Here is a 26,870-nt window from a genome sequence, read left to right as displayed (position 1 = left end):
CCGAATGAATAAAAATCTTAAAAAGATAATATTGTTAAATACTATTGCTATGCTGAGCAGTATTTTTTGCTATGCTCAAATTATCGAGTTGAGCAAAGAAAACCCTTATAACAAAGTATTTATTGATACGGACAATTTTGGAGCATCTTATTTGGACACATTGGAAAATGCACTTCCCAAAATAAAAATAGATACTGTTAAGTTCTCCATATTAAACGATTTAGCGTATTACTGGCATACCCGTAATTTGAATAAAGCGTTGAGTTTTACATTAAACGGTTTGGAAATTACAAAAGCGAAAAAGGACACATTGTGGCATGGTAGATTTCAAATAACTCAAGGGGCTATTTTATTGCGAATGGAAAAGTTGGATAGTGCATTTCTGGTTTTGCAAGAAGCCAAAAACAAAGTAATTAAGCACGATTTACCAAAATTAAATACCGAATTAGGATATGTTTTTGAACGTAGAGGACTAATTGGAAAAGCTGCAGATTATGCCTTAGAATCACTTAGATTGGGAAAAGAATTGCAAGATAGACGAGCCATTGCTTTGGCGTATAGTGATTTAAGTAACCTATTTTGGAAACAGTCCAAGTTTGACAAAGGATTGGAATACGGTTTAAAATCGGTTAAAATTTTCGAAGAAACAGGAATGAACAGTTTGGATTACGATTTTACCTTATACATAGTAGGCAATAATTATTTGGCATTACAACAGGAAAAAGAAGCTCTCAAATATTACGAACATGCAATTGCAATTGGTGAGCGTTATGGATTTTATAATAACTTAAGTGATATTTATATTTCTTTGATTGATCTTTATGCGTATTTAAATGAATTTGAAAAAGCAGAAACCGCAGGAAAAAATGCCATTAAATATGCTGAATTACTGAACAACAATTTTTTGCTGATGCGTTCTTGGTTGTCTTTAGGAAAAACTCAAAATTTAGAAGGTAAATATGCAAGTGCGATTGAAAGTTTGCAAAAATCAATCACTATTGCAACGGATGATTTTGGCGACAACTATTATTTAAGTCAAGCCTATAACAGTCTGGGTAGGGCATATGCCGGTAATCATAATTATAGGGAAGCCTATGCTGCTTTTGCAGAATATGACGCGTTAAGCAACAAGGTATTTACTGCAGAAGCTGATGAGCGAATATCCTTAATGCAAACAGAATTTGAAGTGGCACAAAAAGAAAATACCATAGAATTACAAAAAATTACCATAGAAAAACAAAATTTAAGAGAGACCCTGATCATTGTTTTTTCTTCTGTAATGTTTTTATTGTTATTGCTTATTTATTTAGCCTATCAGAATATTAGAAAAAAAAGGATATTGTTACAAAAACAAAATCAAGAAAAAGAATTTTTATTAAAAGAAATTCATCATCGTGTAAAAAATAATTTAGAAATAGTTTCCAGTTTATTGGCTTTGCAATCTGCCCAAATTAAAGATTCAAAAATTGTAGATGTAATGCAGCATAGTCAAAATAGGGTACAGGCCATGAGTATGATTCATCAAAAATTATATCAACGCAATAACTTATCTAAAGTTGAAATGAAAGATTATTTTGTGAATTTAAGTTCGCATGTGCTAGATTCTTTTGGAATTGAAAATCAGATTTCGGTTGAATGTGATATGAAACCACTTGAAGTGGATATAGATATGGCAATCCCGTTGGGTTTAATTGTGAATGAGCTACTTACAAATGCTATGAAATACGCATTTCCCAATAACAGAAAAGGTAAAATTATAATCAACTTAAAAAAAACAACCAAAGATACATACAGCCTAAGTTTTGAAGATGATGGTATTGGTTTGATTCAAACTAAAAAAACAAATGATGTCGGTTTTGGAACTCAGTTGATCAATCTTTTGGTTACGCAACTCGGTGGAAAAATTACTAGAAACACCAATGATGGAACTGGTATTTATTGCGAATTTCAATACGAAAAAGCGGCTTAGATAGTTTGAAGTCTATTCAGTAATGCCTCACGAAATGTTTTACTAAACGGAATTACTTTTTTGGAAACGATTAAATGGGTTCCGCCAACTTCATCAATTTTTGAAAGATTAACAATATACGATCTGTGTACTCTTAAAAAATGAGCTTCTGGTAGTTTTTCGTTAATGTCCTTAAGCGTACTAACTATTAAAAAAGCTTTATCCTTAGAGAAAATTCGGCAATAATTACGATCCGCTTCAATGTAATAAATCTTCTTAATGGCAATTTTTACCATTTTTTCATGATCTTTAACAAAAATACAATTATCCAATACATATGGAGTCGTTGTTTTTTTTGTTTCTTTCTCTAAAATTAATTCATTTGCTGTTAATTCTATTGCACGCTGCAAGTCTAAATTTTTAAAGGGTTTCGAAATAAACGCCGCTGGTTTTGTGGTTTTAGCTTCGTTAAAATAAAAATCGTCCGTATTGGCGGTAAGGTATATAATAGGGATATTGTAATTGGCTTGAATAATTTTAGCGGTCTCAATTCCGGTTAGCTTACCTTTAAGTTGAATGTCCATCAGAATGATGTCGGGTAGATTATTTTTTATATGTTCCAATGCTTCTTCCCCTTTTGGCACAAGACCTGTAACCTCATAACCTAATTTTTGTAATTGCAAGGAAATATTTGCTCCAATAATCATTTCATCTTCTACTATAAAAATTTTTATTGGCACTGGCATTTTATAGGTTGGTTGGGTTTATGGAGTTAAAGATAAGTTATATTTCTCATATCGTAAAAAAAGAAGATGGTTAAGTTACTATTAATCAAATTAAACGTTACTTTTGCACCTCGAAAAAAACGTATATGCAATCTATCAGAAATATAGCTATTATAGCACACGTTGATCATGGTAAAACTACTTTGGTCGATAAAATTATCGATCAGGCCAAAATATTGGATGATCGTAAAGAACGTACCGATTTGTTATTGGACAATAACGATTTGGAGCGTGAACGTGGTATTACCATTCTTTCTAAAAATGTGTCCGTAATTTACAAAGATGTAAAAATAAATGTAATTGATACACCTGGTCACGCCGATTTTGGAGGTGAGGTAGAGCGTGTTTTAAAAATGGCAGATGGTGTACTATTATTGGTCGATGCTTTTGAAGGACCAATGCCCCAAACACGTTTTGTGTTAGGTAAGGCATTGGAATTAGGCTTAACTCCAATAGTTGTGGTGAATAAAGTAGATAAAGAAAACTGTACGCCAGATATCGTTCACGAAAAAGTGTTTGATCTGATGTTTGCTTTAGATGCAACCGAAGAACAATTGGATTTTACAACAATATACGGTTCGGCCAAAAATGGCTGGATGAGCACTGATTGGCAACAACCTACCGATAATATTATTCCGTTATTAGATGCTGTTATCGAATCCATTCCAGAAGCACCGAATCACCAAGGTACGGCTCAAATGCAAATTACCTCATTGGATTTTTCCGCTTTTACGGGAAGAATAGCTATCGGAAGGGTATTTAGAGGAGAGCTTGAAGAAGCGAAAGATTATATGTTGTGCAAAGCGAATGGCGTCACTAAAAAAGTACGTATTAAAGAATTACATGTTTTTGAAGGCATGGGCAAGGCAAAAGTTTCTAAAGTACGCAGTGGGGATATATGTGCCATTACAGGTCTTGAAGGTTTTGACATTGGCGATACAATAGCTGATGTTGACAACCCAGAGGCATTACCAAGAATTGCTGTTGACCAGCCTACCATGAGCATGTTATTTACCATTAACAACTCACCATTTTTTGGTAAAGAAGGTAAATTTGTTACTTCACGACACTTGCGTGATAGGCTGTACAAAGAAACCGAAAAGAATTTAGCTTTACGGGTTGAAGATACAGATACCGAGGATAAATTTAATGTTTTTGGCCGCGGTATTCTGCATTTATCAGTTCTAATTGAAACCATGCGTAGAGAAGGCTACGAATTGCAAGTCGGCCGCCCACAAGTAATCCTTAAAGAGATTGACGGACAGCAGTGTGAGCCTTACGAAACTATGGTGGTTGACGTACCCGAAAGTTCGGCAAGTAAAGTAATTAACTTGGTTACCTTGCGTAAAGGTGATTTATTGGTTATGGAGCCTAAAGGCGATTTACAGCATTTGGAATTTGATATCCCTTCAAGGGGATTGATAGGATTGCGAAATAAATTATTAACAGCTACTGCGGGAGAGGCTATTATTAATCACCGTTTACGAGGTTACGACACTTATAAAGGTGAATTTAACGATGTTACCAACGGAGCAATAGTAGCATCAGAAAGTGGAAAAGCAACCGCTTATGCTATTGACAGATTGCAAGACAGGGGCAAGTTTTTTATTGATCCGAATGAAGAAATTTATAAAGGACAGGTTGTTGGTGAAAATAGCCGTGCCGATGATATGGGCGTAAATTTGATTAAAGGAAAAAAATTATCAAACGTCCGTAGTTCAGGAGCTGATGATGCTGCAAAAATATTCCCCAAAGTGGATTTTTCTCTGGAAGAATGTATGGAATATATCCGCGACGATGAATATTTGGAAATTACACCGAAGAGTTTACGAATGCGTAAGATTAATTTTAAACCTTAAGTTTAATAAATAAAGGTTAATAATAAATTTTTGTTAAAATAAAAATGCTATTCTAAATTTTAGAAAATAGCAGTAAATTGCACCGATAATTAAAAAATTAGAAGATGAAATTGAATTTAAATACCATTTTTTGCATTTTGTTATTAGGACTAATCCTAGTTTCTTGTAAAAAAGACAAAGACGATGGTGAACCGCATGACCCCGTAGCACAGGCATTAATTGATGATGATAAATTGGTGGATTATTTACAAACCCATTATTATATTCCTCCGGAAGATGGTGAATCATTTGGGGTTATTGATACTATTTTAAGTGGGGAAGAGTCTTTGTATTTACAAGTTGAAACGAAAAATTTGACTTATAATGAAATTGATTATAAACTTTATTATTATGAGCATGAAAATAGTGAAGAAGGAATAAATCCTAGCAGAACAGACTCTGTTTTAGTAAGATATAGTGGCTTTTTATTGGACAGTACTCGTTTTGATCACAAAACTGACTTCATATGGTTTGGTTTATCTTCAGCAGGTTTAAGGGTAGGTTGGAATTATGGATTGCCATTTTTTAAGGATGGTATGAACATATCTGAAACTGGTGAACCTTTGAAATTTCAAAACACTGGTAAAGGTGTTATTTTTTTCCCATCAGGACTTGGCTATGAAGACATTGGACAAGGTGTAATTGGACCGAATGAACCCTTAGTTTTTCATATTGAACTAGGATTGGTGAAAAGAACAGATTCTGACAGTGATGGCATTTATAATTTGTATGAAGACATTGATGGTGATGGAAGTGTTTTTAATGATGACACAGATGAGGATGGTACGGCAGATTTTATTGACACTGATGATGACGGTGATGGCAAACTAACCAAAGATGAAAACGCTGACCCTAATGGAGATGGTAACCCAAATGATGCATTAGATAGTGATAATGACGGTACACCAGATTATTTAGATGCTGATAGTTGATAGATTCTAGTAATTAGAGGTTAGTCATTAGTAAAAAATAGTTAAAATAAAAAATTCTTCATAAGCTTAGCTTATGAAGAATTTTTTATTTTCGTCTAACGCCTGCCTGCAGGCAAGGCAGGTCTAACGTCTAACGCCTTCTATCATTAAAACGATATGCCAAACCAAATATAATCTGATTAGGCCTGTTGTCAACATTAATATTGGTATCTCCCAATTTTCCATCTAAATCGTTAGAGAATCCTTTTTCCCAACGTACGTCAATACCAAGTCTTCCTAATTCCAATCCGGTACCAATTTGAAGACCAACACTAAAATCATTAGTGCTGATATTATCAAATTCACTTTGGCTAAAGTCGGATTTGGTAATATATTGGATGGAAGGGCCTCCGTAAATATGAACAGGGCCAATGAGCTTTGTACCCAACAAAATAGGGATGTCTATTTTTTTTGTTTTAAAATCAGTGTCAACATTCTCATCATTATTGTTATATGAGTTGTTCAACTCGGTATAACTGATTTCCGGTCTTAAATATAAACCTGCAAAATGGAAACGGGTCCACAAACCAAGATGGAATCCTGCTTTGTTATCAGCTCCAGCGATAAGATTTTCCGCATTATTACCGACTTCAGAAATAACTTCTGACAAATCGCCACCAAAGTTGTAATTGACACCACCCTTTAGGCCAATATCAATTTGTGCAGATAAAAATGTTGTAGTTAAGGTAAGGGTTAGTAGCGTTAATACTAATTTCTTCATAATAATTAATTTTTAGTTAAAATTAAAAACCCGTATTACACATCAAAAAATTCTATAAAAATCTGGAAAAAGCGTAAAAATAAGTTTTTATTTTTTTGCTCACTCAAATTTCATAATGAAATTTCGATACACAATTCGGGTTTGATTATTTACTCTAAACGCAAAAGTCGAGCCATTATGCGAAATGTTAATAAATCTTCAATGTTAAAAATGTTATAAAAATGTTAAAGCCCTTTAAAATAAAGGTCTACTTTATTATAACTTTAATATGAAATAAATTAGTAACCGAAAAAAAGTAAATTATTTTCTTTTAATTACCCTTTCTACAGCTTTTACAATAGCATCACTGTTCAATCCGTATTTTTCCATGAGCTGTTCAGGTGTTCCAGATTCTCCAAAAGTATCTTGTGTGGCCACAAATTCTTGTGGTGTTGGAAGCTCTTCAGACAATGAACGTGCTACACTTTCACCCAAACCACCTAAATAGTTATGTTCTTCGGCAGTAACCACACAACCTGTTTTTTTAACAGACTTTAAAATAGCTTCTTTGTCCAAAGGTTTTATAGTATGGATATTGATAACTTCAGCTATAATACCTTTAGTTTCCAATACTTCAGATGCTTGCAGGGCTTCCCAGACCAAATGTCCTGTAGCTATAATAGTTACATCAGTTCCTTCAGTAAGTTGCACCGCTTTACCAATTTCAAATTCTTGATCTGGATCTGTAAATACGGGAACTTTTGGTCGTCCAAAACGTAAATATACCGGACCTTTATAGTCGGCAATGGCAATAGTTGCTGCCTTTGTTTGATTGTAGTCACAAGTGTTAATGACCGTCATCCCTGGAAGCATTTTCATTAGACCAATATCTTCTAATATTTGATGCGTGGCACCATCTTCGCCTAGGGTTATACCTGCATGAGAAGCACAGATTTTAACATTTTTACCTGAATACGCAATAGACTGACGAATTTGATCATACACCCTTCCTGTTGAAAAATTGGCAAAGGTACCCGTAAACGGTATTTTACCACCGATGGTTAGTCCCGCAGCAATTCCCATCATATTAGCTTCAGCAATACCCACTTGAAAAAAACGGTCAGGATTTTCCTCAATAAACTTATCCATTTTTAAAGAGCCAATTAAATCGGCACATAAAGCAACCACATTAGGGTTGGTTCTGCCCAGTTCTGCTAATCCGGCTCCAAAGCCTGAACGTGTATCTTGTTTTTCGGTAAAGGTGTATTTTTTCATGAAAATTAATTATTTGAAACAAAAATATCAATTGTAAGGTGTATTAACCGGAAAATTCCATCATTTCTTTATAAAACTTATGAACAGGAAAACCCATTACGGTATAAAAGCTACCTTCAATTTTTTCAACAGCAATATAACCTAACCATTCTTGAATACCATAAGCTCCTGCTTTATCAAAAGGTTGGTAATTTGCAATATAAAAATCTATTTCCTTTTCTGTTAATTTTTTGAAATGTACAGTTGTAGTATCGCTTATTATTTTGGTTTTCTTATTGGTTTTGAGACAGATAGAAGTAATAACTTCGTGCTGTCTTTCCGATAAAAATAACAACATTTTTTTAGCATCGTCAATATCTTTAGGTTTTCCCAATACTTTTCCAAAGCCTCTGACAATCGTATCTGCGGTTATCAGAATTTCATTATCTTTTAATGCGTTTTCGTAAGCATCCGCCTTGAGTTTCGCCAGGAAACTAGTGATTTCATTACCATGCAAATATTTTGGATAATCTTCTTCAACATCGATAGAAACAGAAGTAAAGTTCAATCCTAAATCTTTTAGAAATTGTTGTCTTCTAGGAGATTTAGATCCTAATAAGATTTTATAATCTTTTAATTTATCGGTCAGCATAATAAATGGTCAATGAAAGTATAACTATGGAAAACATTCCTAACAACATAATCAATTTTAATAATCTGCTTGCTAAAATATAATCCTTTTTTGATTTGGCATATAATATTTTTGTCATAAAGTAAAGCAGTGGTAAAAGCACTACGATAAGCATATATGCCAATACAAAAGGCACATTGGTAAAACTATTAAAGCTATAAGAAGTGATTAAAATTAAAGGGATAAAACTAAGTCCGAAAATAACATAATTTGCTCTTTTTCTACCTAATAGTATAGGAAGTGTTTTCATATTAACATGTTTGTCACCATCAACATCTTCTACATCTTTAACCATTTCGCGTAAAAGCATAAACATAAAAGCGAAACCGGCATAATCTATCAATACCCTAAACGCATAATACTGGTCCACATCATTATCTTCTGTAACCATTGGGATAATATCAAATACACCAACGATTAAAATACTTAAAGAAACCAATAGAGAAACAACAATATTACCTATTACAGGCCTCTTTTTAAAATCGGAATTATATACTTTTAATAACAAAATGGTAATCACAAATATGGCTACAAAAGATAATTTGTCTATTGTATATGCTAGATATAATCCAGTTAACAACCCTACGCCATTAAAAATATTATAGAGAAAATTTGCCTGTTTTTTCGTTATTTTTCGGCTGACTAAAACCTTGGTAGGTTTATTTATTTTATCCGCTTCAACATCGTAAATATCATTGATTATATATCCAGCGGCTGCGATAATTAACGTGGTAAAAACTAAAATTGAAAAATTGAAATTTGATAAAGCTGTTTCTACTGAAAAGGCAGGGAAATAAATATATTTAAAAAGTAACTGGATCAGCCCCAACATGACCAAGTTCTTCCATCGAACTAGTTTCAAAAAAGAGCTCAAGGTCATTTATAGATTTTTTTAATTCTATCTAAATTTCTTTTGCTATCTCTATCTTTTATGGTTTCGCGTTTGTCGTATAGTTTTTTACCTTTTGCCAGACCAATTTGAAGTTTTGCCCAACCTTTGTCCGTTAAGAACAATTTTAAGGGAATTATGGTCAATCCCACATTTTGAACTTCTTTTTGAAGTTTTTTAAGTTCACGTTTATTCAATAATAATCTACGTTCACTTTTAGGCTTGTGATTGTATATATTACCATTTATATATTCTTCAATATACATATTGATAACGAAAAGTTCTCCTTTATCGTTAAATTCACAAAAACTCTCGGTAATACGGGCTTTACTGGCTCTAATGGATTTTATTTCCGTACCTGTAAGTTGAATTCCAGCTACATAAGTATCTAAAATTTCATATTCAAAACGGGCCTTTTTATTCTTTATGTTAATGTTCGGTTGCATTGCTGCAAAATTAACGAAAATTGGAGGATTAAAAAGATTAAAGATTTAAAATTTAAGATTCAGAATTTGAAAATTGTTGTCTTTCTTTATAATACCTTGTACCTCCAACTACGAATCTTAATACTTAATTCTTTGTACCTACCTTGCCGGTAGGCAGGCCCTATACTAATTACTCCACATCAATCACTACATGTTCAATCAAATCACCTTCAATAGTAACCAGATATAGGTTGTCGTTGTCAGTATCATCCATATTCAGATATTTACCATTACCTATGAGTTTATTTGCAAAACTTGGCACCGTATTGCTATGACCAACAATCAATATAGATTTTCCCTTTGTTTCGTTTAAGAACGACATCATATCCATATTTGTAGGGTGATATTTTTTTACAGTTAACTTTTTAGATTTGGCAATTGGAGCAACGGTCTGAAGCGTACGATTGTAATCAGTCGAATAAATTGCATCTACTTTTAATTCTTTAAAAATGGTATTCCATTTTTTGGCTCTTTCTTTCCCTTTTTTATTAAGCTCAGGGTTTTTATCGGTTGTATCGCTTCTATCTTTTTCGGCATGACGAATTAAATAATATGTAGTTTTTTCTTTTGCTTGTGAAAAGGCAGTAAAAGTTAGTGAAAACAGTAAAACGAAGATTAAATACTTTTTCATTGGGTTGGTTTAGTTAGAAAAGTTACTAGTTTAAGTTGTTTAGCTACTTTTATAACGTAATATTTTATGTTTTCTTATATAAGAAGCCTTTGCAGCACCTACCATCGAAGTATCTATTGCATAAATTCACCCTCTTCTTCGTTGTAAAACTTGCCAATATCTAGATATTAGCTTCATTTTTCGCCTCAAATAGGTAAATTTCTGCTAATAAATCTTTTCGCGTTAGGTTCTGCAAAGGCTTCTAAAAAAAAGGTACGGAATATTCCGCACCTTTTTCATAAAATATCAATTTAGGGAGTTTGATATTTTACATTTGTTTTTTAATTTCATTTTTCCTGTCTAAATAGTAGCTGTTTTTTAAAGAGTCCATACGCTTAAAAATATCTCTCATACTTTTTTGTCGCAATTCAAATCTGTTTTCAAAAAAGTCATCGGTATAAAAATCGTTCATTCTAAAAGGAGTGTCAGAGAAGAAATCCCTCATAAAAAGACTATCTATTGCAGGGAAATTATCATCAAATCCCATCTTAAAGTCTTTGAAGAATTTTTGCTCTAAAATAGAATCGTTTTTAATATTGGAATAAAAATAAGAATACGTTGAATCTATACTTATTAAGTTCCCGTTTTCGTCATACTCTTTATGTACACTACTGCTTATTCTTGGCTGTATTGTATCTTTTTCATCAGTATTTTTTTCGGTTTTTTCCTGACCTGTACAACTAGTTAATGAAAAAGACAACAATAGGCTAAGTACTATTATTTTTTTCATAGTTAAAAATTTTATAAGTTAATCAAAATTGTCAAAAAAGGGCGAATTGTATTCGCCCCTATGATATTTTATTTTACTTCAATTAATCTGGCTGGTTTTGGTTTTGCCTCTTCACGTTTTGGAATGGCAATACGTAACTCTCCATTTTTGTAAGTAGCTTTTATTTTATCGCTATCCACTACATTTTTTGGCAGATTAAAACTTCTTTTAAACGATTGGTAGCTATACTCCCTGCGGGTATAATTATCTTTTTCTTCTTCGTTTTCGGTTTTCTTTTCTGAAGAAATGGTCAATACATCATTGTCCAAATCAATCTGAAAATCTTTTTTCTCCATACCAGGCACAGCTACTTCTACTGTAAATTCATCTTCATTTTCTTTAATATTTACGGCTGGTAAACTTGTATTGGTATCTGAAAAGTTGGTAGAAGACCAATCTCTAAAAAAATCGTCAAAAATTGTTGGCATTACAGGAACGCCTTTGCTTTTTACTAACATGGTTTTATAAATTTTAAGTTAAACTTTTGTTTTATTTGTTAGCAATAGAGCAAATTGAATACCAATAGAAATTTTATGTTAATTTGTCATATTTATTTAGTGTAAAATGACATTTTGACTTCTGATTGTTAGGTGTTTATGACATTTTTACGGATTTATTATAAAATTACACCATCTCTTTTTTTCTAGGCTTCAATCCTTGAATTCTTTGTTCGAAAGTTGTGATATTTTCTAAAGGATGACAAATGTCTTTAAACAAATTCATAAAATTTTCATCGTGTTTTTCGCGACTTTGCTTCAAAAGGTTAAAATGGACAAATCCGCACCAAATAATTGCTTTTAATTCCGTTTTGTCTTTATTGTACATTCGCATTTCTACGAGAAGGTCTGTATCCGTATAACGAATTAATTGTGACTCAATGGTAACTGTTTCCATTAAAAATGCAGGACGTAAATAAGCAATTTGGTTTGTAGATGAAACCCAACTTTTACAAATGGTCTTTGCCAGAGCATAAATATCGACATTGTAATGCTCAATTAACATATCTTCACGATGGTTCATAAAGTAATTGATATAACTGCCATTGTTTAGGTGGTTAAAGGGATCGCAATCTTGGAATCTAATTTTAGTTTTACTAGTTACAGTTTTTGGAATTTCTTTCATGTTATTGGTTTTAAATATACCAATCGGTATATAGTTAAATAAATTTTTTTACTGTTTTAATTCATTGGTAATAATATTATCAATATGATTTGTGGTATCTTTTAGGTAGGAATCATCATCCATGGTATAGGTTAAGAAAATGGCACCTTGCAACATGGTGTCAATTCGTTTGGCATAGGTCATAGCGTTTATTTCCGAGCTTATTTCACCAGCCTCAATTCCGTTTTCGATTAATGTTGCTATTTGGTCTTGTATTTTTTGAACTACATAACGAACACGTTCCAACAAAATAGTATTTTGGTTATTGGCATCAACGCCCACATTTATGATAGGGCATCCACCAAGTTCTTGACTGTAATCGTAATAATTGCGATAAAAGTCGGTAATTAAGTATAATTTTTGAATAGGTGAGTCATTTGAGTCCAAATGTTCACCAATACGCAGCAACATGTTTCTTACATTGTAGTTAAACGCCGAAATGGCAAGTTCTTCCTTATTTATAAAATGCCCATAAATGGCACCTTTTGTTAAATTGGTCGCTGCGGTAATATCGCTCATGCTTGTAGCAGCATAACCGTTTTGATTAAAAATCGGGGCAACTGTTTTTAAAATATGCTGTTTTGTGAGTTCTGCTTTAGTTAACATGAAGCAAATATATAAAAAATATACCAATTGGTATATTTAATTTTTATTTTGTTATTTTAAGTGGAATATGAACATTAAACGAAGCTCCATCCTGTCGAGGGTTGATATCAACAATGGAACAGGCGGCATACAATACGGTTGGGTTTCCATTTTCGTCAATCAACAATTGTGGACGTTCCAACCTATTGACTTTTATGCTGTCTCCAGAATTTAAAACTACTTCCTTTTTCATAAAGAAAGGATTAATTGGTTTTGTCCATTTTATTCCGTCTAAAGATTCCAGCAAAGCCAAACCAGGTTTTCCTTCAGTTATGAGTCCAGAAAAATCTTTAACTACGCTATAAAACTTCTTATGTTCAGGATGATGCCAGACATAAGGATCCTCAGCCGAAGCAATTTTTCCTTCGGCATCCATAAAGTCAAATACAAAATTATCGGTTGTGGTAAAAGGACCGTTTGGAGAATCGGCAATAGCTACACCATGAACCCCTCTCCAATGCGGATTGTAAAAATTGCCTTTAAAGTACAGTAAGAATTTTCCGTCTGACGGACGTTTCACTACAGATGGATTAACCACAATTATATTATCGGGCTTAGGGGTTGTGCCATCTGGTGATGGATTGACAATGTTGTCAGGTTTTACCCTAGTTCTTGGAGATAAAAGGGGAGAAGTAGGCCTTGTAAAATTACCAACAACTAAGTCATCAAAAGTATTAAATTCTATAACACCAATTTGCTGGTTTTGCTGTACGCGATTACGTTTGTTCAGTTTTTCTCCTTTAGAACCTTGCGGTTGAATTCCCGGATCTTTTGAACCTAAATAATATAAATAATACTTGTTTTCAAATCGTTTTATATGCGGGTTGTGAACCATTTGTGTATCCCAAGCAATAGAATCTCCCTCCAAGCCTTTCCCTTGCAATACAATTTTTTGAAATTTAAAATTTTTATCAGGCTCGTCAGAAACTGCATAGGCTATTTTAGAGTGCAACACCCAAGAATCTGTAAATTTAGGAATGGAATCTCCACACTCCCAAGTGCTATAAAACATATGATATTTACCATCCTCACCTTTTATAACAGAGGCTCCCCATACAAACCGATCTGGGTCATTTAACACAGATTCACCTTTTAAAATGTCGCCTTCTACAACGGCATCTATGGATTTAGCTTTAATTTTTAAGCTTTCATCGTTTTTTTTACCACAATTGGTCAATAAACATAATGCCGCAAGTATTAGTAAACGTTTGGAGATATAACCCATTCTTTTATTGATAAAAATTTTTTCTGGTCATAACTAATGGAATCCCAATTATCAGTAATGCAACTAAATTAATTAAAACAACATTATGAATAGCTCCATAATAAAGAGAAATACCACTATCTATTAAAAACCAAGAAAGTATTCCGTACCACATGGAATTGTACGCCCATCGTTCTTCATTTTTAAAAGCATTTTCAGAAATCATTATCATCAAAATATGAAATCCTATAATAGTGGCTCCAATTATTCCGAAGAGCCAGTTTTTTAATGCTAATACCTCTGGTTGAAATTCTTTAGATTTAAAGAAAACGTCTCTAGTATATTCATTATGCAATTCAAAGAAAAATGAATTTCCGGCAAACGCAACTAATAAACCGACTATAACGGTAATTACATTTGCGTAGGTTAACCATTTTTGCCAAAAAATGAAGTTTTTATCTTGCATTTGATTTTTTAAAAATCTGTCTGTAAGTTATTAATAAAATTGAAAAAAATATAATAAAACTAAAAAATCAGACCAAAAGTGATCTGATTTTAAGTTTGCATTTGAATTTAAAAATAAAATTTGTATCCGATACCTAAAATATAATCATGGTAATTGTTTATTTTATGATGTTCTGCAAAAAGTTCAATTCTTTTAAAATTAAATCTCACTCCATTTTTAAACTCCCAGTATTTACTCCAATAGGTCGTTTTAGAATAAATAGATAAATTAGAAAATAAATACTGTTGAAATCCACCTTCAATTCCAAAATTGTTTTCTTCGTAGAAGTTTGATATTCCAAGACCAAAGTAAAATTTTGTAAAACGATTAAATATAGTCTTATAATATGAGTCTAAAATTATTTTATAATCTTTTAAATTGAAATTAAGTTCTTCAATTGTGTAATTTCTATATTCGAATGTTGCATTATAATTGCCACCTATGTAAAATAAATTATTGAATGTACTTTCAAACTGAAATATAGTGTTACTTGTAAAATTAGACTGATAACTTAAATTAAAACTTAAGTTTTGACTTAGTTGGTACAAATTGTTTATTTCTAAGTGAATTCCGCTGTGGTTGTATTTCATACCGTGCGTATAATATGGGCTTATAGTGGTTGAGAGAGTATAACAATGAAAAGTATGTACTTCTAAATCAACATCAATTGTTAGTTCAATATGTAAATCCTTTTCTTCACTTATCATTATTTCTTTGGTTTGATAACCAATAAAGCTAAAGGTTAAAGTGTCTCCAATTTTTGCTTTGATTTCATAATTACCGTCAAAATCTGTCTGAGTGCCTATGGAAGATCCTTTAATCGTTACATTAGCACCAGGTAAAGGGTACGATTCGGCAGAAACTATACCTTTAATTGCAATTTCTTGTGCCGTAATTATTAGCGAACTGATGAAGAGTAGTGTAAATAGTAATTTTTTCATTTTGGTTAGGTTTGATTTTGTAGTAAATCTACCTTTACCTTGAATAATTTAAAATTAATGTTGTGTTAGTAATACTTTTTAATGAGTGAAGTATGATTTTGGATTAGGGAAGAAATTTGTAACATTATTTGAAACCATCGAATTCAGTTTTTTTAGCATCTGCGATAATTTCTGCTGGATAATCATACAGTTCCAAAATCTTAATGGCGTTTCTTGTTTTTAGTTTTCCGTTTTTTAGTTTATGGTCAAATAACAATTTATCATTTTTAATTTGCTCACTAAAATGATATAAGTCGTAGTTTTCTTTTTCTAATAATTCCGTCAATTCAATATCATGGGTAGAAACTAAAACGATATGATTTTTTTGATTGAGATACGATAAAATCGCTTTTCCTCCTGAAATTCGCTCAATGGTATTTGTACCTTTAAAAATTTCGTCAAGTACGAATAAGCAGTTTTCTTCTGTATTTGAAGCCTCTATCAAGTCTTTAATTGTAAGCACTTCTTGTAAATAATAACTTGTGCTTTCTTGCAGATCATCCGCAATTCTAATTGAAGTATGAACTTTGAAAAATGGTGTGGTATAACTTTTGGCAAAACAAATATGTAGTGTTTGTGCCAAAATACTATTTACGGCAATAGTTCGAATAAATGTGGTTTTTCCAGACATATTAGAACCTGTCAACAACATACTTTTATCCGTGAGGTTCAAATCATTATCAACACAATTTTTAATTAATGGATGATAAATTTCAGTTATTTGAATTTGTTTTTCGTCAGTAAAATTGGGTGTGCAGATTTGTTCTTTACCTGCCTTTAAAGATGCTACTGAAATAGCCGCATCTATTTCACCAATAAAAAGAAACAGTTGTTCTATACTTTTTTTCTCTTTAGTGATAGCATCAATGAAATTATAAAAGACAATATATTCTATGTTGAACAGGATTTTTACCAATTCTATTAACAGCCAAAATAATGCAGTAAATTCGCCCTCTATTTGCTTTTCAAATCCGATAAATTTCGTTTTAATATGTATGGCATTTATCTTTTTAATAAATTCAACATCAGTAAAATAGGATTTTATTTTTTTAAATTTAATCAGTTCCTTGCTTACGATCAAACTTTTGTTCAGTTGTGTTACACCATCTAGATAATAAGTTATGTTTTCTTTATTTTTATAATGAGAAATGGTATTTATGGCAAAAACAGGAATCAAAATCAAAAGAAACAATGGATGTACAAATGCGAATATAATTGATAATACTGCCGTGATTGTTAATGCATAAACCCATTTTATATTCTTCGGTTTTTCAATGGTTTTATCATTAATTAACTTTTCTAGTTCGTAAGATTCTGTAGCGTTTAAATTAGACAAAAGTACTTGGCACTTTAGTCTTAATGACGGGTCGTTTATAAAAACTTTACTAAAAGCACTAAACTTTTTTAATTTCTCAATGCTCCCAATTGTTCTTAATTTATAGTATAAAAACTGCTGACCAATTTTTGAAGTTGTACGGTCTATAAATTGAAAAACAGCATCAATATCCAAATCGGATTTTACGCGATCAGAAATTAAATGATAGATTTCATTTTTGTGTTGATTATTATAAAAATACTGACCAATGGATTGGAAATAAAATTTTTCCGACTTTGGTTTGCCCCAATTTTCTATAAACCCTTTTTTTAATCTGGACAATCTTTTTTTCTTGTTGTAATTATTTATTAAATAAATAATAATTAATATAAATAGTAAGCCTAAAAGCCAGTTCATAGTGGGTTTGTTTTAAATAAAAAAAATCAGGTCAATCAAGACCTGATTTTTAAGTCTAATGTCTAAAATCTATTGTCTAACATCTCATTCACTTATTCCTAAACACCAATTTATCATCAAAGGCATCCAACAAAATCGAACTGTTTGCGGTTACTTTTCCAGCTAACATTTCTTTTGACAGTTCGTTTAACACTTTTTTCTGTATCACTCTCTTTATAGGTCTTGCACCAAATTGTGGGTCAAAACCTTGGCGTGATAGACTTTCAATGGCTTCATTGGTAGAATCTAAAGTAATACCTTTTTCTTTCAACATTTTTTTCAAACCGTTTAACTGTAGATTTACAATTTGCGTAACTTCAGCTTCATTTAAAGGTGTAAACATTACAATCTCGTCTATCCTGTTTATAAATTCCGGACGAATGGTTTTTCGCAACAAGCCCAATACATCTACTTTAGTGGTTTCAGTTACTTGGTCTCGATTGTTCATATCAAAATCCTTGAAATTCTCTTGAATGATTTCTGAACCCATATTCGAAGTCATAATAATAATGGAATTCCTAAAATCGGCAACACGGCCTTTGTTATCCGTTAAGCGACCTTCATCCAACACTTGCAATAAAATATTAAACGTATCAGGATGTGCTTTTTCTATCTCGTCCAACAGCACCACAGAATATGGTTTGCGTCTTACGGCTTCCGTCAATTGCCCACCTTCTTCATAACCCACATATCCTGGAGGTGCACCTACCAGTCGGCTTACCGCATGGCGTTCTTGATATTCGCTCATGTCTATTCTGGTCATGGCACTTTCATCATCAAATAGATATTCTGCCAAGGCTTTTGCCAACTCAGTTTTACCAACCCCTGTTGTTCCCAAAAACAAGAAACTACCAACAGGCCTTTTGCTATCTTGCAACCCTGCTTTTGAACGCCTTACCGCATCAGCAACAGCCTGAATGGCTTCATCTTGTCCAATAACACGTTTGTGAAGTTCATCTTCCAATTGCAATAGTTTTTCGCGTTCGCTCTGTAACATTTTTTGAACAGGAATTCCCGTCCATTTAGCTACAACTTCTGCGATATCTTCAGCGGTAACTTCTTCTTTAATCAAGGCATTTTCCTGATTTTCTTGCAAATCTTTTTGCAGCTCAGCAAGCTTTTCTTCCTCACCTTTTATTTTACCATAACGAATTTCAGCAACCTTGCCATACTCACCATTTCGTTCAGCTTTTTCTGCTTCCAATTTATATTCTTCAATGGCTTTTTTAGCGGCTTGAATTTGATCTACAACTTCTTTCTCACTTTTCCATTTGGCATAAATGCTCTCGCGTTCTTCTTTTAAATTGGCGACTTCCTCTTTTAAACTTTTCAGTTTTTTCTCGTCTTTTTCACGTTTAATGGCCTCAATTTCAATTTCCAATTGCATTATCTTTCTGTCTAACACGTCCAATTCCTCGGGTTTAGAATTGATTTCCATACGTAACTTAGCGGCTGATTCATCCATCAGGTCAATAGCTTTATCTGGTAAGAATCTATCCGTAATATAACGTTGCGAAAGTTCTACGGCAGCTATAATCGCATCATCCTTTATTTGTACTTTATGATGTGTTTCGTATTTATCTTTAATACCGCGTAATATTGAAATGGCACTTTCTGTATCGGGTTCATCAACCACTACTTTTTGGAAACGACGCTCCAATGCTTTGTCTTTCTCAAAGTGTTTTTGATATTCATCCAAGGTTGTTGCACCAATAGCACGCAGTTCACCTCTTGCCAAAGCGGGTTTTAAAATATTAGCGGCATCCATTGCTCCTTGTCCACCACCAGCTCCAACTAACGTGTGAATCTCGTCGATAAAGAGTACAATTTGTCCGTCAGCGGAAATTACTTCTTTTACAACGGATTTCAACCTTTCCTCAAATTCACCTTTATATTTAGCACCAGCAATTAATGCTCCCATATCTAACGAATAAATTATTTTCTCAGCTAGATTTTCAGGAACATCTCCTTTTACGATTCTATGTGCCAAACCTTCTGCAATAGCGGTTTTACCCACTCCTGGTTCACCAATAAGTATAGGATTGTTCTTCGTTCTTCGTGATAAAATTTGCAGTATTCTACGAATTTCCTCATCACGTCCAATAACGGGATCCAGTTTACCATCATTGGCCAACTGATTTAAATTTTTACCATATTTGCTCAAAGCGTTATAAGTGTCTTCTGCACCTTGACTGGTTACTTTACTGCCTTTACGCAATTCTTCAATAGCTGCTTTTAAATCTTTTTCAGAGATACCGTTATCTTTCATTAGCTGCCCAGTATCATCTTTTGATTTTAAGATTGCCAATAAAATATGTTCGATAGAGATATACTCATCTTTCATTTTTTTAGCAATATTGGCAGCATCGGTAAGGGTGGTTCCTGCATTTCTAGAGAGCATCAATTCTGCTCCAGAAACTTTTGGAAAACTAGCAATTATATTATCTAATGTTTGTTTGAAAATATCAACATTAACCCCTAGTTTATTGAGTAAAAAAGGAGTAACGTTTTCATCAATTTCAAAAATACCTTTTAAAATATGGGCATTTTCAATTTGTTGATGTCCAAAGCCTTGTGCAATTTGCTGAGCTTGTTGTACGGCTTCTTGTGATTTTATAGTATAGTTATTAAAATTCATTTGTCTTTTTTTTATGGATAAAGAGCAATTTGTGTTCCATTGATTAAAAAGATATAAAGCAGGACAAAATGACCGTATTTTGAAATATTTGATGACTTTTTGTCTTTCCTGTGCGTTTCACTCACGAATCATAAAGATTTTGGTAAAGTTCATAAATTTTTAATTGGCGATAAATTAGTTAACTTTGAACTTTAATACTTGAATTAGTTATATGGGAATACTAAAAAGTCTTTTTGGAAAAAGCAGTACTAAAACCGAACAACCTAAAATTAATTGGATTCCGTTAACCGAGAACAAACAGTTGGATGAAATTGTAGAAAAATCAAAATCCAAAACACAGGTTATTTTTAAACACAGCACAAGATGTGGAATTAGCAGTGGCGTAATTCGTCAATTTGAAAAGAAAGAAATTGACGATTCAGTTGATTTGTACTATCTTGATTTATTGAATTTTAGAAATATCTCTAATGAAGTTGCTTCAATATTTAATGTCGTTCATCAGTCTCCACAATTACTCATTATAAAAAACGGAAAAGCGGTAAAGTATGCTTCTCATTACGATTTATTAAGTTTAGAAATAATAGAAAACTCCTAAAATTTTTAAATTTCAGGAGTTTTGAAAATATTTTATTTTAATATAAAGGTCTAATTTACCTTATTAATAATTCTACCCTTCGGGCAAAATCAAATGAAGTTTCCTTTTTATCAATATCTTTTCCTCTAAATTCTAAGTTTATTCTACCCGCAGAAATACCTAATTCCATTAGTTTTTCAAAGATTGTTTGTGCTCTTTTTTCTGAAAGGGAGTTGTCATATTTGGCAGTTGTATTAGCTGTATTAGAAGCATAACCTATTAATATTACTTCTTTTTCAGCATTAGCCTTCAAATAGTTAACGATCTTGGCAATAGCATTTAAACCGGTTTCTTTTATTTCTGATTTATCGTTATCAAAGAATACATATTCATTTTGGCTACAATTACAATCGCTTTCTTTAGTGATGTAATTATTTATAACGGGTTTTTCAATTATAGTTTTGGTACTATCGATAACAATTGGTTCAATTTCCTTAACATACCAATCAATATGGTCTTTTTTTCCTAAAGTATACGAAATACCTAAATTTATACCTATGGAATTTGTAGTGTAAAGATCACTTTGTTGAATATCATTAATACCAGTAACAACATTTAAAGACGCTTTTAATGCTACATCTTTATTGATTTTATATAGGTTATCAATACTCGCCATTAAATGAAAATTTGTATTTGGTCTAAATATCTTTGGGTTATTTATTTTATGCAGGTATGTAAAATCTCCACCAATGCCAAGTAATATGGTATATTTATCTGTAAAATCTTCAAAGTTTAGCATTCTGCCCACATTGGCTACCCCTTGAAAGGTAATTGACGTGTAATTCTCAATATTATCCGTGTAAGTTGCTGCTAACCGAACACCAAACTTATTGTTAAACATGTACCTGCCACCTAGATTGTAATTGGCAAACCTAAAAGAGGTTATATCTTGGATCTTTGTAATACCAATTGAAGGTTCAATGGTTATTCTGCTATATTCTTGCGAATATATGGACATTGATAGCATTAAAAATGCTGTTAAAATTAACTTTTTCATAGCGTAAATTTTAAATTTATGTTAATACAAAATGCTATTAACCCTTAATATTAGGATTAATAGTGTGGTTTAGGTTCGGGAAGTTGGTTATATATAGAACAATTAAGAAAGCAAAAGTCCTACCTAAATTTTAAATAAACTAAAAATGTTGCTTAATTTGTTGGAGCTAATAAATTAAAAGGGGACATAGGAATATTCCTTACTATCCAAAATAACAAGAGCAAAACAATTACAAAATATACCGCTTTTTTATTGTCAAAAAAACTCTTGAACGTAGTTTTGAAAAGATGATTACTGAATTGTATGCCATAGTGATATAACAGCCCAATCAGCCCTAAAACCAATAGTATATTATTCTGTAAAGCGGCTAAAATATTACCATGCAGTAAATTGTGAAATCCACGTTGACTTCCACAGCCAGGGCAGAAAATACCCGTAGTTGAGTATAAAGGGCATTTTAACAGAAAATCAACTCTATTTGGGTTTATACTAAAATAAAATAATGCTGTTACCACTAAAAGTAACAGCATTATTATTTTCTTGTATTTCACAATTATTAGCTTACTGATTTTGCAGTTCTTCTAATCTTTCTTGTAATAATTCTGGATCTTGCATTACATCCCATCCAATATACATAATTACCCAAACAATTGAAAGAAGAAATAAAATAGACAAAATTAATCCTATAATAGACATTATTTTTCAGGCCTGTACATTGCCATAATTTAAATAGTTGTCTGGGGCCTGTTTGTACAATTTGGTGTCTTTTGTAGCGAGTACCAGACCGATTATGCCGAACAATAAGCCCGGTAAAGCATAACAGCAAGCTCCCACAATAGATAGAATTCCCATTACTAAAATGAGCGTTGCGTTTGGTAAGTTTTGTTTTTCCATAATGTTGATTCTTTTTGATTTTAGTTAATTAATAAATTTTAAGATGTAGTTACTAAGCATTATCAGCACATTACCAATAAATAAAAATAATAGAATTTTATGTCCGTTCTTAAAAGCAAATTTTAAGTGAAAGCCCAAATATACAAACATACTTACTAAAGTATAGATGGCAGGGTACATATAAAAAGCCTCAATAAATTCCCCTTTCAGCAAATGAATCAACGAACGTTGCATACCACAGCCCATACATTCCATACCAATTTTTTTCCATTGGCATGAAAGCATGTTTTCTTCTAAAAAAGAGACAATGCTCATATTATTCTTGGGTTTCGGTTTTTATTTCCTCTATTGTGCCAAATTCATATACATCCCGATTGATCGGGTTGCCATTTTCATTTGTTAATTTTAGAGGCTCAATTCTAATGGTATGCACATAAATTTTGTCATAGCTATTTTTTACTGGTCTAGCTTCGGGTAATTTAGTTGTAGTTTCTGGGTCTCGATAATCTACAATATCGTTTCCGTTGGCATCTTCAGTCTTTGATTCAAATTTAGTTAACGTACCATCATTATCATCATCTTCTTCTAAATAATCAGGGATACCATCTCCGTCGGTATCGTCGTTTGTGGGGTCGCCATCTCCATCTAAATCTTCTTGGGAGGTAGGTATGCCATCGCCATCATCATCTGAATCGATATAATTTGGAAAACCATCTTTATCTAAATCTATATCCTCATTAACTTCTTCGTCCACATTGTCATTGTCGTCTTCTGAAAATTCAGTATTAACCAATATAGAACCGGTCCCAATCCACTCGCTAATAACTTTTGGGCTGGTTGGCGGTATATTTTGACAGAAATAATTATTGGTAGGTTTTTCGGATAAAGTTCTGTAAATAATTTTATTAGCTCCCGATTCGCTTACTGTGAATACCTCATTATCCCATTTATTGGTAAGAAAAGAATCTACAGCATCTGGAAGGCTTGTATTAATTTCAATAATTAGTGTTTCATTTTCATTGACTTTGTAAAGCACCACATCTCCGCAACTTTCAGGATCTATTGATGAAAATTGAAATTCTGGTATGTCAAAATTACCATCGTCACAGGACAATGTTGCTAAAAATATAAAAAGTATTATTATTCTATTCATACGGACAAAAATAACAGAAATGCACTACAAAGTAAAAATAGTTACTGTTAATTTTGATTACTTTTGCAATCATGAGTACAATTTATCTTGACAATGCTGCAACAACGCCAATAGATGCTAACGTAATTGAACGAATTACAGAGGTAATGACTACCGTTTACGGAAATCCGTCTTCTACCCATCAATTGGGAAGAAAAGCTAAGGTGGTAGTTGAAGAAGCTAGAAAAAGCATTGCCAAGCACTTTAACGTTTCTGCTGGTGAAGTTTTTTTTACCGCAGGTGGTAGTGAAGCCGATAATTTGATTTTACGAAATGCCATTGTTAATTTAGGGGTGAAACGAATTATTACTACAAAAATAGAACACCACGCTGTATTGCATACCGTTGAAGCCTTAATGAATGAGTTTAACCTTGCCATTGACTTTGTGGATTTAGACGAAAAAGGAATGGTTGATTACATACATTTAGAAGCGTTATTGGAGGATAATTTCAATAGAACTTTAGTCAGCTTAATGTCCATAAATAATGAATTGGGCAATCTGTTGGATATTAAAAAAGTATCTGGTCTTTGTATTGCCAATAATGCTCTGTTTCATTCCGATACCGTTCAGGCTATTGGACATTTTAAAATGGATTTGCAAAAAACACCTATAGATTTTATAACGGCAAGTGCCCATAAATTCCATGGGCCAAAAGGAGTGGGATTTGCCATTATCAAAAAAGGATTTGGTATAAAACCTATTTTAATTGGAGGAGAGCAGGAGCGTGGTGCGAGAGCGGGAACGGAAAATGTACCGCAAATTGCTGGAATGCAAACCGCGTTGGACATTGCATTGGAAAATCTTGAAGCGGACAGAAAACACATTACGGAATTAAAAAAGTACTTTATTGATAAACTAAAAGGTACTTTGCCTAATGTGGAGTTCAACGGATGCTCCGCTGATTTAGAAAATAGTACTTACACCATTTTAAATGTTCGTTTTCCAAAAACATTGCCCATGTTGCTGTTTCAATTAGACTTAAAAGGAATTGCGGCTTCTGGCGGAAGTGCCTGCCAAAGTGGAAGCAACAAAGGCTCACATGTTTTAAATGCTATTTTATCTGAAGATGAGGCTAAAAATACTTCGGTCCGTTTTTCTTTTGGTAAATACAATACCAAAGAAGAGATTGATAAAACGGTTGAGGTGTTGAAGGGGCTAGTTTGATTTCTTTAAACGTTCTTCTTATAAGCCGTAGTAGTTTTTCTATAAGAAAAGCCACAGAGGAGTCTGAACTCAGCTATGGCTTATACAAAATGTTGTGCGTTCGCTCTTTTTTAATTTGGTGAATGAAGTCCAATTTTATTTCCTTCAGAATCGTGAAAAATAGCAAAAAAGCCACTTTCGTCTGCGTGAGGTGTTTTTGGAATAATTGTTTTTCCACCATTTTCATCTACTTTATCAAGAATTACTTGAAGATTATCGCCACCATTAAGATAGATAGTTACTCCTTCCGATGAAGGTTGGTAACCTTCTCCTTTCATTATCACTCCTGTTACCAATTGATCTTGATAAGGAAACAAGCCCATTTCCATTTCAGGAAAATCCATTTTTTCAATATTAATTCCTAAAATTTCTTGATAAAAACCGATTGCTCTTGAAATGTCCGTTGCTGGAATTTCAAAAATTGAAATAAAACTATTCATATTTTTTACATTTTTAGTTTGGGTTGAATCATTAATGTTCGTTTCAGAAATTGAAGTGTTCTTATTCTTACACGATATAAGGCTGAAAGCCATGATTATTACACCCAAGATTATACTTTTCATGTTAAACTGTTTAATAATGGGACAAATTTATGTGTAGGAAATCGTTTTAAATTGTAAAAATGCGACACCTAAATCTACTTGTAGAAAAGCGTTGAAAGTGCCATATTCTCATTGTCCATAAACTCCTTTGGATTAATTCCGGTAAACTCCTTAAAGTCTTTTATGAAATGTGCTTGATCGAAATATTCACTTTCGTATGCTATTTTGGTCAAGTTTTCAGATTTATGGTTAAGCAGCATTTTTAATGCTGTTTGCAATCGAATTACTTTACCTAATTGTTTCGGACTAACTCCAATTTGTTTTTTAAAATTTCTTTCAAGCTGTCTTCTTTTTGACAGGTCACTTTTAAGTATTGAGTTTATAGAAGCACTTCCATTTGTTGATAGAAGTGATTCAATGGTCTTTTTTACGATTTTGTCAATAATTACTAGGTCATTTAACTTATCTAAAAGAAATTTTTCAATGATTTCTATCCGTTGTTCAGTGGTTGTTGCTTGAATAATATTTTGTTCCAATTCTTTAGCGGTCTTTGTTCCAAATAGCAATTCTATTGGTGTTTCCTTATTTGCTAAATCTTCGATAGGTACGGTTACAAAGTTTGCAAAACCATAAGGGTAAAAGCGAATTGCAAATGTGTTGACGTAACCTGTTGGCTCAATATAAAATGGTTCAATGGTTTGTCCGAGAACCATAGCACGAGGTTGAAGAATAAAGTTATCTTCGGAAGTATATCTTTTTATGTCATCTCCAAGAATAAAAGCCATTTCAATGCAACCATCAGGTATAATCCGTTGTTTTTGCGTTTCATTTTGGACAGGTACTTCCAAAGTCCAATAGCAACTAACGAGTGATTCTAGATCTGAATGTGGTCGAAATGTTTGATAGTTCATTAATATTTTGTTCGTTTTTTAGCTTGTTCTTAACAATTTGGATATGATTCTGCACAATCGAGATAGAGTGTGCCTTTATATCTGTTATGTTGTATAGGCTTTCCCATTTTTAGAGTTCGAACTCAGTTCCAAATTTTAGCCCAACCTCCTTAATTTTAGATATATCCTCATCCAATTCCACAAACATATTTTCGATTCCAGCTGGTGCAAAAGTTACTAAAACTACTGCATCTTTGTCAGAGTCGTTTCTCCATGTATGCTTTTCTCCCTTTTCAATGTTTAAGAATTCTCCTTTGTTCAATTCAAATTCTTTTCCGTTAACATTGAACGTCAACTTACCACTTTGTACAAAGAAACTTTCATCTTCTTTTGAATGACTATGAATTGGCGGTCCACTATCACCGGACGGAATAATAGTTTCGCTCAAGAAATATTTTCCTCCAGTTTCATTCCCGGTCGCAATGAACTTCAGACCAAAGTAGCTCTTATTTGATTTTCCTTTATTCATTTAGTTTAAGTCATATTAAACGA

The 26,870-nt window shown here is 32.6% G+C and carries 29 protein-coding genes; 5 read left to right on the top strand and 24 right to left on the bottom strand.

Annotation, left to right across the window (positions count from 1 at the left end):
* Positions 1–4 precede the first annotated feature (4 nt).
* On the top strand, positions 5–1,969 hold the full coding sequence (locus UMM65_RS07570) for a sensor histidine kinase (RefSeq protein WP_321975892.1): 1,965 nt from the start codon (positions 5–7) through the stop codon (positions 1,967–1,969).
* On the opposite strand, the gene UMM65_RS07565 is transcribed toward UMM65_RS07570, so the two are convergent.
* Positions 1,966–2,694, bottom strand: coding sequence for a LytR/AlgR family response regulator transcription factor (locus UMM65_RS07565; RefSeq protein WP_321975891.1), 729 nt, complete (start codon positions 2,692–2,694; stop codon positions 1,966–1,968). The genes UMM65_RS07570 and UMM65_RS07565 overlap by 4 nt on opposite strands.
* Before the next feature lie 125 nt (positions 2,695–2,819).
* Between UMM65_RS07565 and typA the strand changes: the two genes are divergently transcribed.
* Both typA and UMM65_RS07555 read left to right on the top strand, forming a co-directional pair.
* The gene (gene typA, locus UMM65_RS07560) at positions 2,820–4,592 is read left to right on the top strand and encodes a translational GTPase TypA (RefSeq protein WP_321975890.1); all 1,773 of its coding nucleotides are present in this window, start codon (positions 2,820–2,822) and stop codon (positions 4,590–4,592) included.
* Between the two features lie 104 nt (positions 4,593–4,696).
* Positions 4,697–5,563: an FKBP-type peptidyl-prolyl cis-trans isomerase gene (locus tag UMM65_RS07555; RefSeq protein ID WP_321975889.1), complete on the top strand. Its 867-nt coding sequence runs from the start codon at positions 4,697–4,699 to the stop codon at positions 5,561–5,563.
* 130 nt (positions 5,564–5,693) lie between these two features.
* Here the strand turns inward: UMM65_RS07555 and UMM65_RS07550 are convergent, their stop codons facing one another.
* From UMM65_RS07550 to clpB, 15 genes are all read right to left on the bottom strand, one after another.
* The gene (locus tag UMM65_RS07550) at positions 5,694–6,323 is read right to left on the bottom strand and encodes an outer membrane beta-barrel protein (RefSeq protein ID WP_321975888.1); all 630 of its coding nucleotides are present in this window, start codon (positions 6,321–6,323) and stop codon (positions 5,694–5,696) included.
* Positions 6,324–6,623: 300 nt separating this feature from the next.
* Positions 6,624–7,577: a transketolase family protein gene (locus tag UMM65_RS07545; protein WP_321975887.1), complete on the bottom strand. Its 954-nt coding sequence runs from the start codon at positions 7,575–7,577 to the stop codon at positions 6,624–6,626.
* A gap of 43 nt (positions 7,578–7,620) precedes the next feature.
* Positions 7,621–8,208 carry a Maf family nucleotide pyrophosphatase gene (locus tag UMM65_RS07540; RefSeq protein ID WP_321975886.1) on the bottom strand — a complete coding sequence of 196 codons (588 nt, stop codon included), beginning with the start codon at positions 8,206–8,208 and terminating at the stop codon, positions 7,621–7,623.
* Positions 8,195–9,127 carry a geranylgeranylglycerol-phosphate geranylgeranyltransferase gene (locus UMM65_RS07535; RefSeq protein WP_321975885.1) on the bottom strand — a complete coding sequence of 311 codons (933 nt, stop codon included), beginning with the start codon at positions 9,125–9,127 and terminating at the stop codon, positions 8,195–8,197. The genes UMM65_RS07540 and UMM65_RS07535 overlap by 14 nt, the downstream gene beginning before the upstream one ends.
* The gene (gene smpB, locus UMM65_RS07530) at positions 9,124–9,582 is read right to left on the bottom strand and encodes an SsrA-binding protein SmpB (RefSeq protein WP_321975884.1); all 459 of its coding nucleotides are present in this window, start codon (positions 9,580–9,582) and stop codon (positions 9,124–9,126) included. Before smpB ends, UMM65_RS07535 begins: the two co-directional genes overlap by 4 nt.
* A 169-nt stretch (positions 9,583–9,751) precedes the next feature.
* On the bottom strand, positions 9,752–10,252 hold the full coding sequence (locus UMM65_RS07525) for a SixA phosphatase family protein (RefSeq protein ID WP_321975883.1): 501 nt from the start codon (positions 10,250–10,252) through the stop codon (positions 9,752–9,754).
* Positions 10,253–10,559: 307 nt separating this feature from the next.
* Complete coding sequence (locus UMM65_RS07520) at positions 10,560–11,021, bottom strand: hypothetical protein (RefSeq protein WP_321975882.1); 462 nt, start codon at positions 11,019–11,021, stop codon at positions 10,560–10,562.
* A 68-nt stretch (positions 11,022–11,089) separates the two neighbouring features.
* On the bottom strand, positions 11,090–11,518 hold the full coding sequence (locus tag UMM65_RS07515) for an Hsp20/alpha crystallin family protein (RefSeq protein ID WP_321975881.1): 429 nt from the start codon (positions 11,516–11,518) through the stop codon (positions 11,090–11,092).
* A 166-nt stretch (positions 11,519–11,684) separates the two neighbouring features.
* Positions 11,685–12,182 carry an acyl-CoA thioesterase gene (locus UMM65_RS07510; RefSeq protein WP_321975880.1) on the bottom strand — a complete coding sequence of 166 codons (498 nt, stop codon included), beginning with the start codon at positions 12,180–12,182 and terminating at the stop codon, positions 11,685–11,687.
* 48 nt (positions 12,183–12,230) lie between these two features.
* Positions 12,231–12,827, bottom strand: coding sequence for a TetR/AcrR family transcriptional regulator (locus tag UMM65_RS07505; protein WP_321975879.1), 597 nt, complete (start codon positions 12,825–12,827; stop codon positions 12,231–12,233).
* Positions 12,828–12,870: 43 nt separating this feature from the next.
* Positions 12,871–14,091, bottom strand: coding sequence for a glycoside hydrolase family protein (locus UMM65_RS07500; RefSeq protein ID WP_321975878.1), 1,221 nt, complete (start codon positions 14,089–14,091; stop codon positions 12,871–12,873).
* Between the two features lie 4 nt (positions 14,092–14,095).
* Positions 14,096–14,536 carry a hypothetical protein gene (locus UMM65_RS07495; RefSeq protein WP_321975877.1) on the bottom strand — a complete coding sequence of 147 codons (441 nt, stop codon included), beginning with the start codon at positions 14,534–14,536 and terminating at the stop codon, positions 14,096–14,098.
* A 107-nt stretch (positions 14,537–14,643) separates the two neighbouring features.
* Positions 14,644–15,516 carry a carboxypeptidase-like regulatory domain-containing protein gene (locus UMM65_RS07490; protein ID WP_321975876.1) on the bottom strand — a complete coding sequence of 291 codons (873 nt, stop codon included), beginning with the start codon at positions 15,514–15,516 and terminating at the stop codon, positions 14,644–14,646.
* A 124-nt stretch (positions 15,517–15,640) separates the two neighbouring features.
* Complete coding sequence (locus UMM65_RS07485) at positions 15,641–17,287, bottom strand: MutS-related protein (RefSeq protein ID WP_321975875.1); 1,647 nt, start codon at positions 17,285–17,287, stop codon at positions 15,641–15,643.
* 88 nt (positions 17,288–17,375) lie between these two features.
* Positions 17,376–19,964, bottom strand: coding sequence for an ATP-dependent chaperone ClpB (clpB, locus tag UMM65_RS07480; RefSeq protein ID WP_321975874.1), 2,589 nt, complete (start codon positions 19,962–19,964; stop codon positions 17,376–17,378).
* 211 nt (positions 19,965–20,175) lie between these two features.
* Between clpB and ytxJ the strand changes: the two genes are divergently transcribed.
* A complete protein-coding gene (gene ytxJ / locus UMM65_RS07475) occupies positions 20,176–20,559 on the top strand; it encodes a bacillithiol system redox-active protein YtxJ (RefSeq protein WP_321975873.1) in 384 nt (127 codons plus the stop codon).
* Positions 20,560–20,614: 55 nt separating this feature from the next.
* On the opposite strand, the gene UMM65_RS07470 is transcribed toward ytxJ, so the two are convergent.
* From UMM65_RS07470 to UMM65_RS07450, 5 genes are all read right to left on the bottom strand, one after another.
* Positions 20,615–21,595, bottom strand: coding sequence for an OmpA family protein (locus UMM65_RS07470; RefSeq protein WP_321975872.1), 981 nt, complete (start codon positions 21,593–21,595; stop codon positions 20,615–20,617).
* A gap of 152 nt (positions 21,596–21,747) precedes the next feature.
* Positions 21,748–22,125 carry a DUF2752 domain-containing protein gene (locus UMM65_RS07465; protein WP_321975871.1) on the bottom strand — a complete coding sequence of 126 codons (378 nt, stop codon included), beginning with the start codon at positions 22,123–22,125 and terminating at the stop codon, positions 21,748–21,750.
* 172 nt (positions 22,126–22,297) lie between these two features.
* On the bottom strand, positions 22,298–22,489 hold the full coding sequence (locus tag UMM65_RS07460) for a CCC motif membrane protein (protein ID WP_321975870.1): 192 nt from the start codon (positions 22,487–22,489) through the stop codon (positions 22,298–22,300).
* Positions 22,490–22,513: 24 nt separating this feature from the next.
* Complete coding sequence (locus UMM65_RS07455; RefSeq protein ID WP_321975869.1) at positions 22,514–22,804, bottom strand: DUF2752 domain-containing protein; 291 nt, start codon at positions 22,802–22,804, stop codon at positions 22,514–22,516.
* A gap of 1 nt (position 22,805) precedes the next feature.
* On the bottom strand, positions 22,806–23,642 hold the full coding sequence (locus UMM65_RS07450; RefSeq protein ID WP_321975868.1) for a hypothetical protein: 837 nt from the start codon (positions 23,640–23,642) through the stop codon (positions 22,806–22,808).
* A 71-nt stretch (positions 23,643–23,713) separates the two neighbouring features.
* Here UMM65_RS07450 and UMM65_RS07445 point away from each other — a divergent pair, with 71 nt between their 5' ends.
* Positions 23,714–24,847 carry a cysteine desulfurase family protein gene (locus UMM65_RS07445; RefSeq protein WP_321975867.1) on the top strand — a complete coding sequence of 378 codons (1,134 nt, stop codon included), beginning with the start codon at positions 23,714–23,716 and terminating at the stop codon, positions 24,845–24,847.
* Positions 24,848–24,957: 110 nt separating this feature from the next.
* On the opposite strand, the gene UMM65_RS07440 is transcribed toward UMM65_RS07445, so the two are convergent.
* The 3 genes from UMM65_RS07440 to UMM65_RS07430 form a co-directional block, all read right to left on the bottom strand.
* Complete coding sequence (locus UMM65_RS07440; RefSeq protein ID WP_321975866.1) at positions 24,958–25,449, bottom strand: VOC family protein; 492 nt, start codon at positions 25,447–25,449, stop codon at positions 24,958–24,960.
* Between the two features lie 74 nt (positions 25,450–25,523).
* The gene (locus UMM65_RS07435; protein ID WP_321975865.1) at positions 25,524–26,339 is read right to left on the bottom strand and encodes an AraC family transcriptional regulator; all 816 of its coding nucleotides are present in this window, start codon (positions 26,337–26,339) and stop codon (positions 25,524–25,526) included.
* Positions 26,340–26,448: 109 nt separating this feature from the next.
* On the bottom strand, positions 26,449–26,847 hold the full coding sequence (locus tag UMM65_RS07430) for a cupin domain-containing protein (RefSeq protein WP_321975864.1): 399 nt from the start codon (positions 26,845–26,847) through the stop codon (positions 26,449–26,451).
* Between the last annotated feature and the right edge of the window lie 23 nt (positions 26,848–26,870).

This window comes from Aureibaculum koreense (assembly GCF_034296135.1).
In the GTDB taxonomy this organism is placed as follows: Bacteria; Bacteroidota; Bacteroidia; order Flavobacteriales; family Flavobacteriaceae; genus Aureibaculum.
This window is presented reverse-complemented; position numbering and strand designations above follow the sequence as displayed.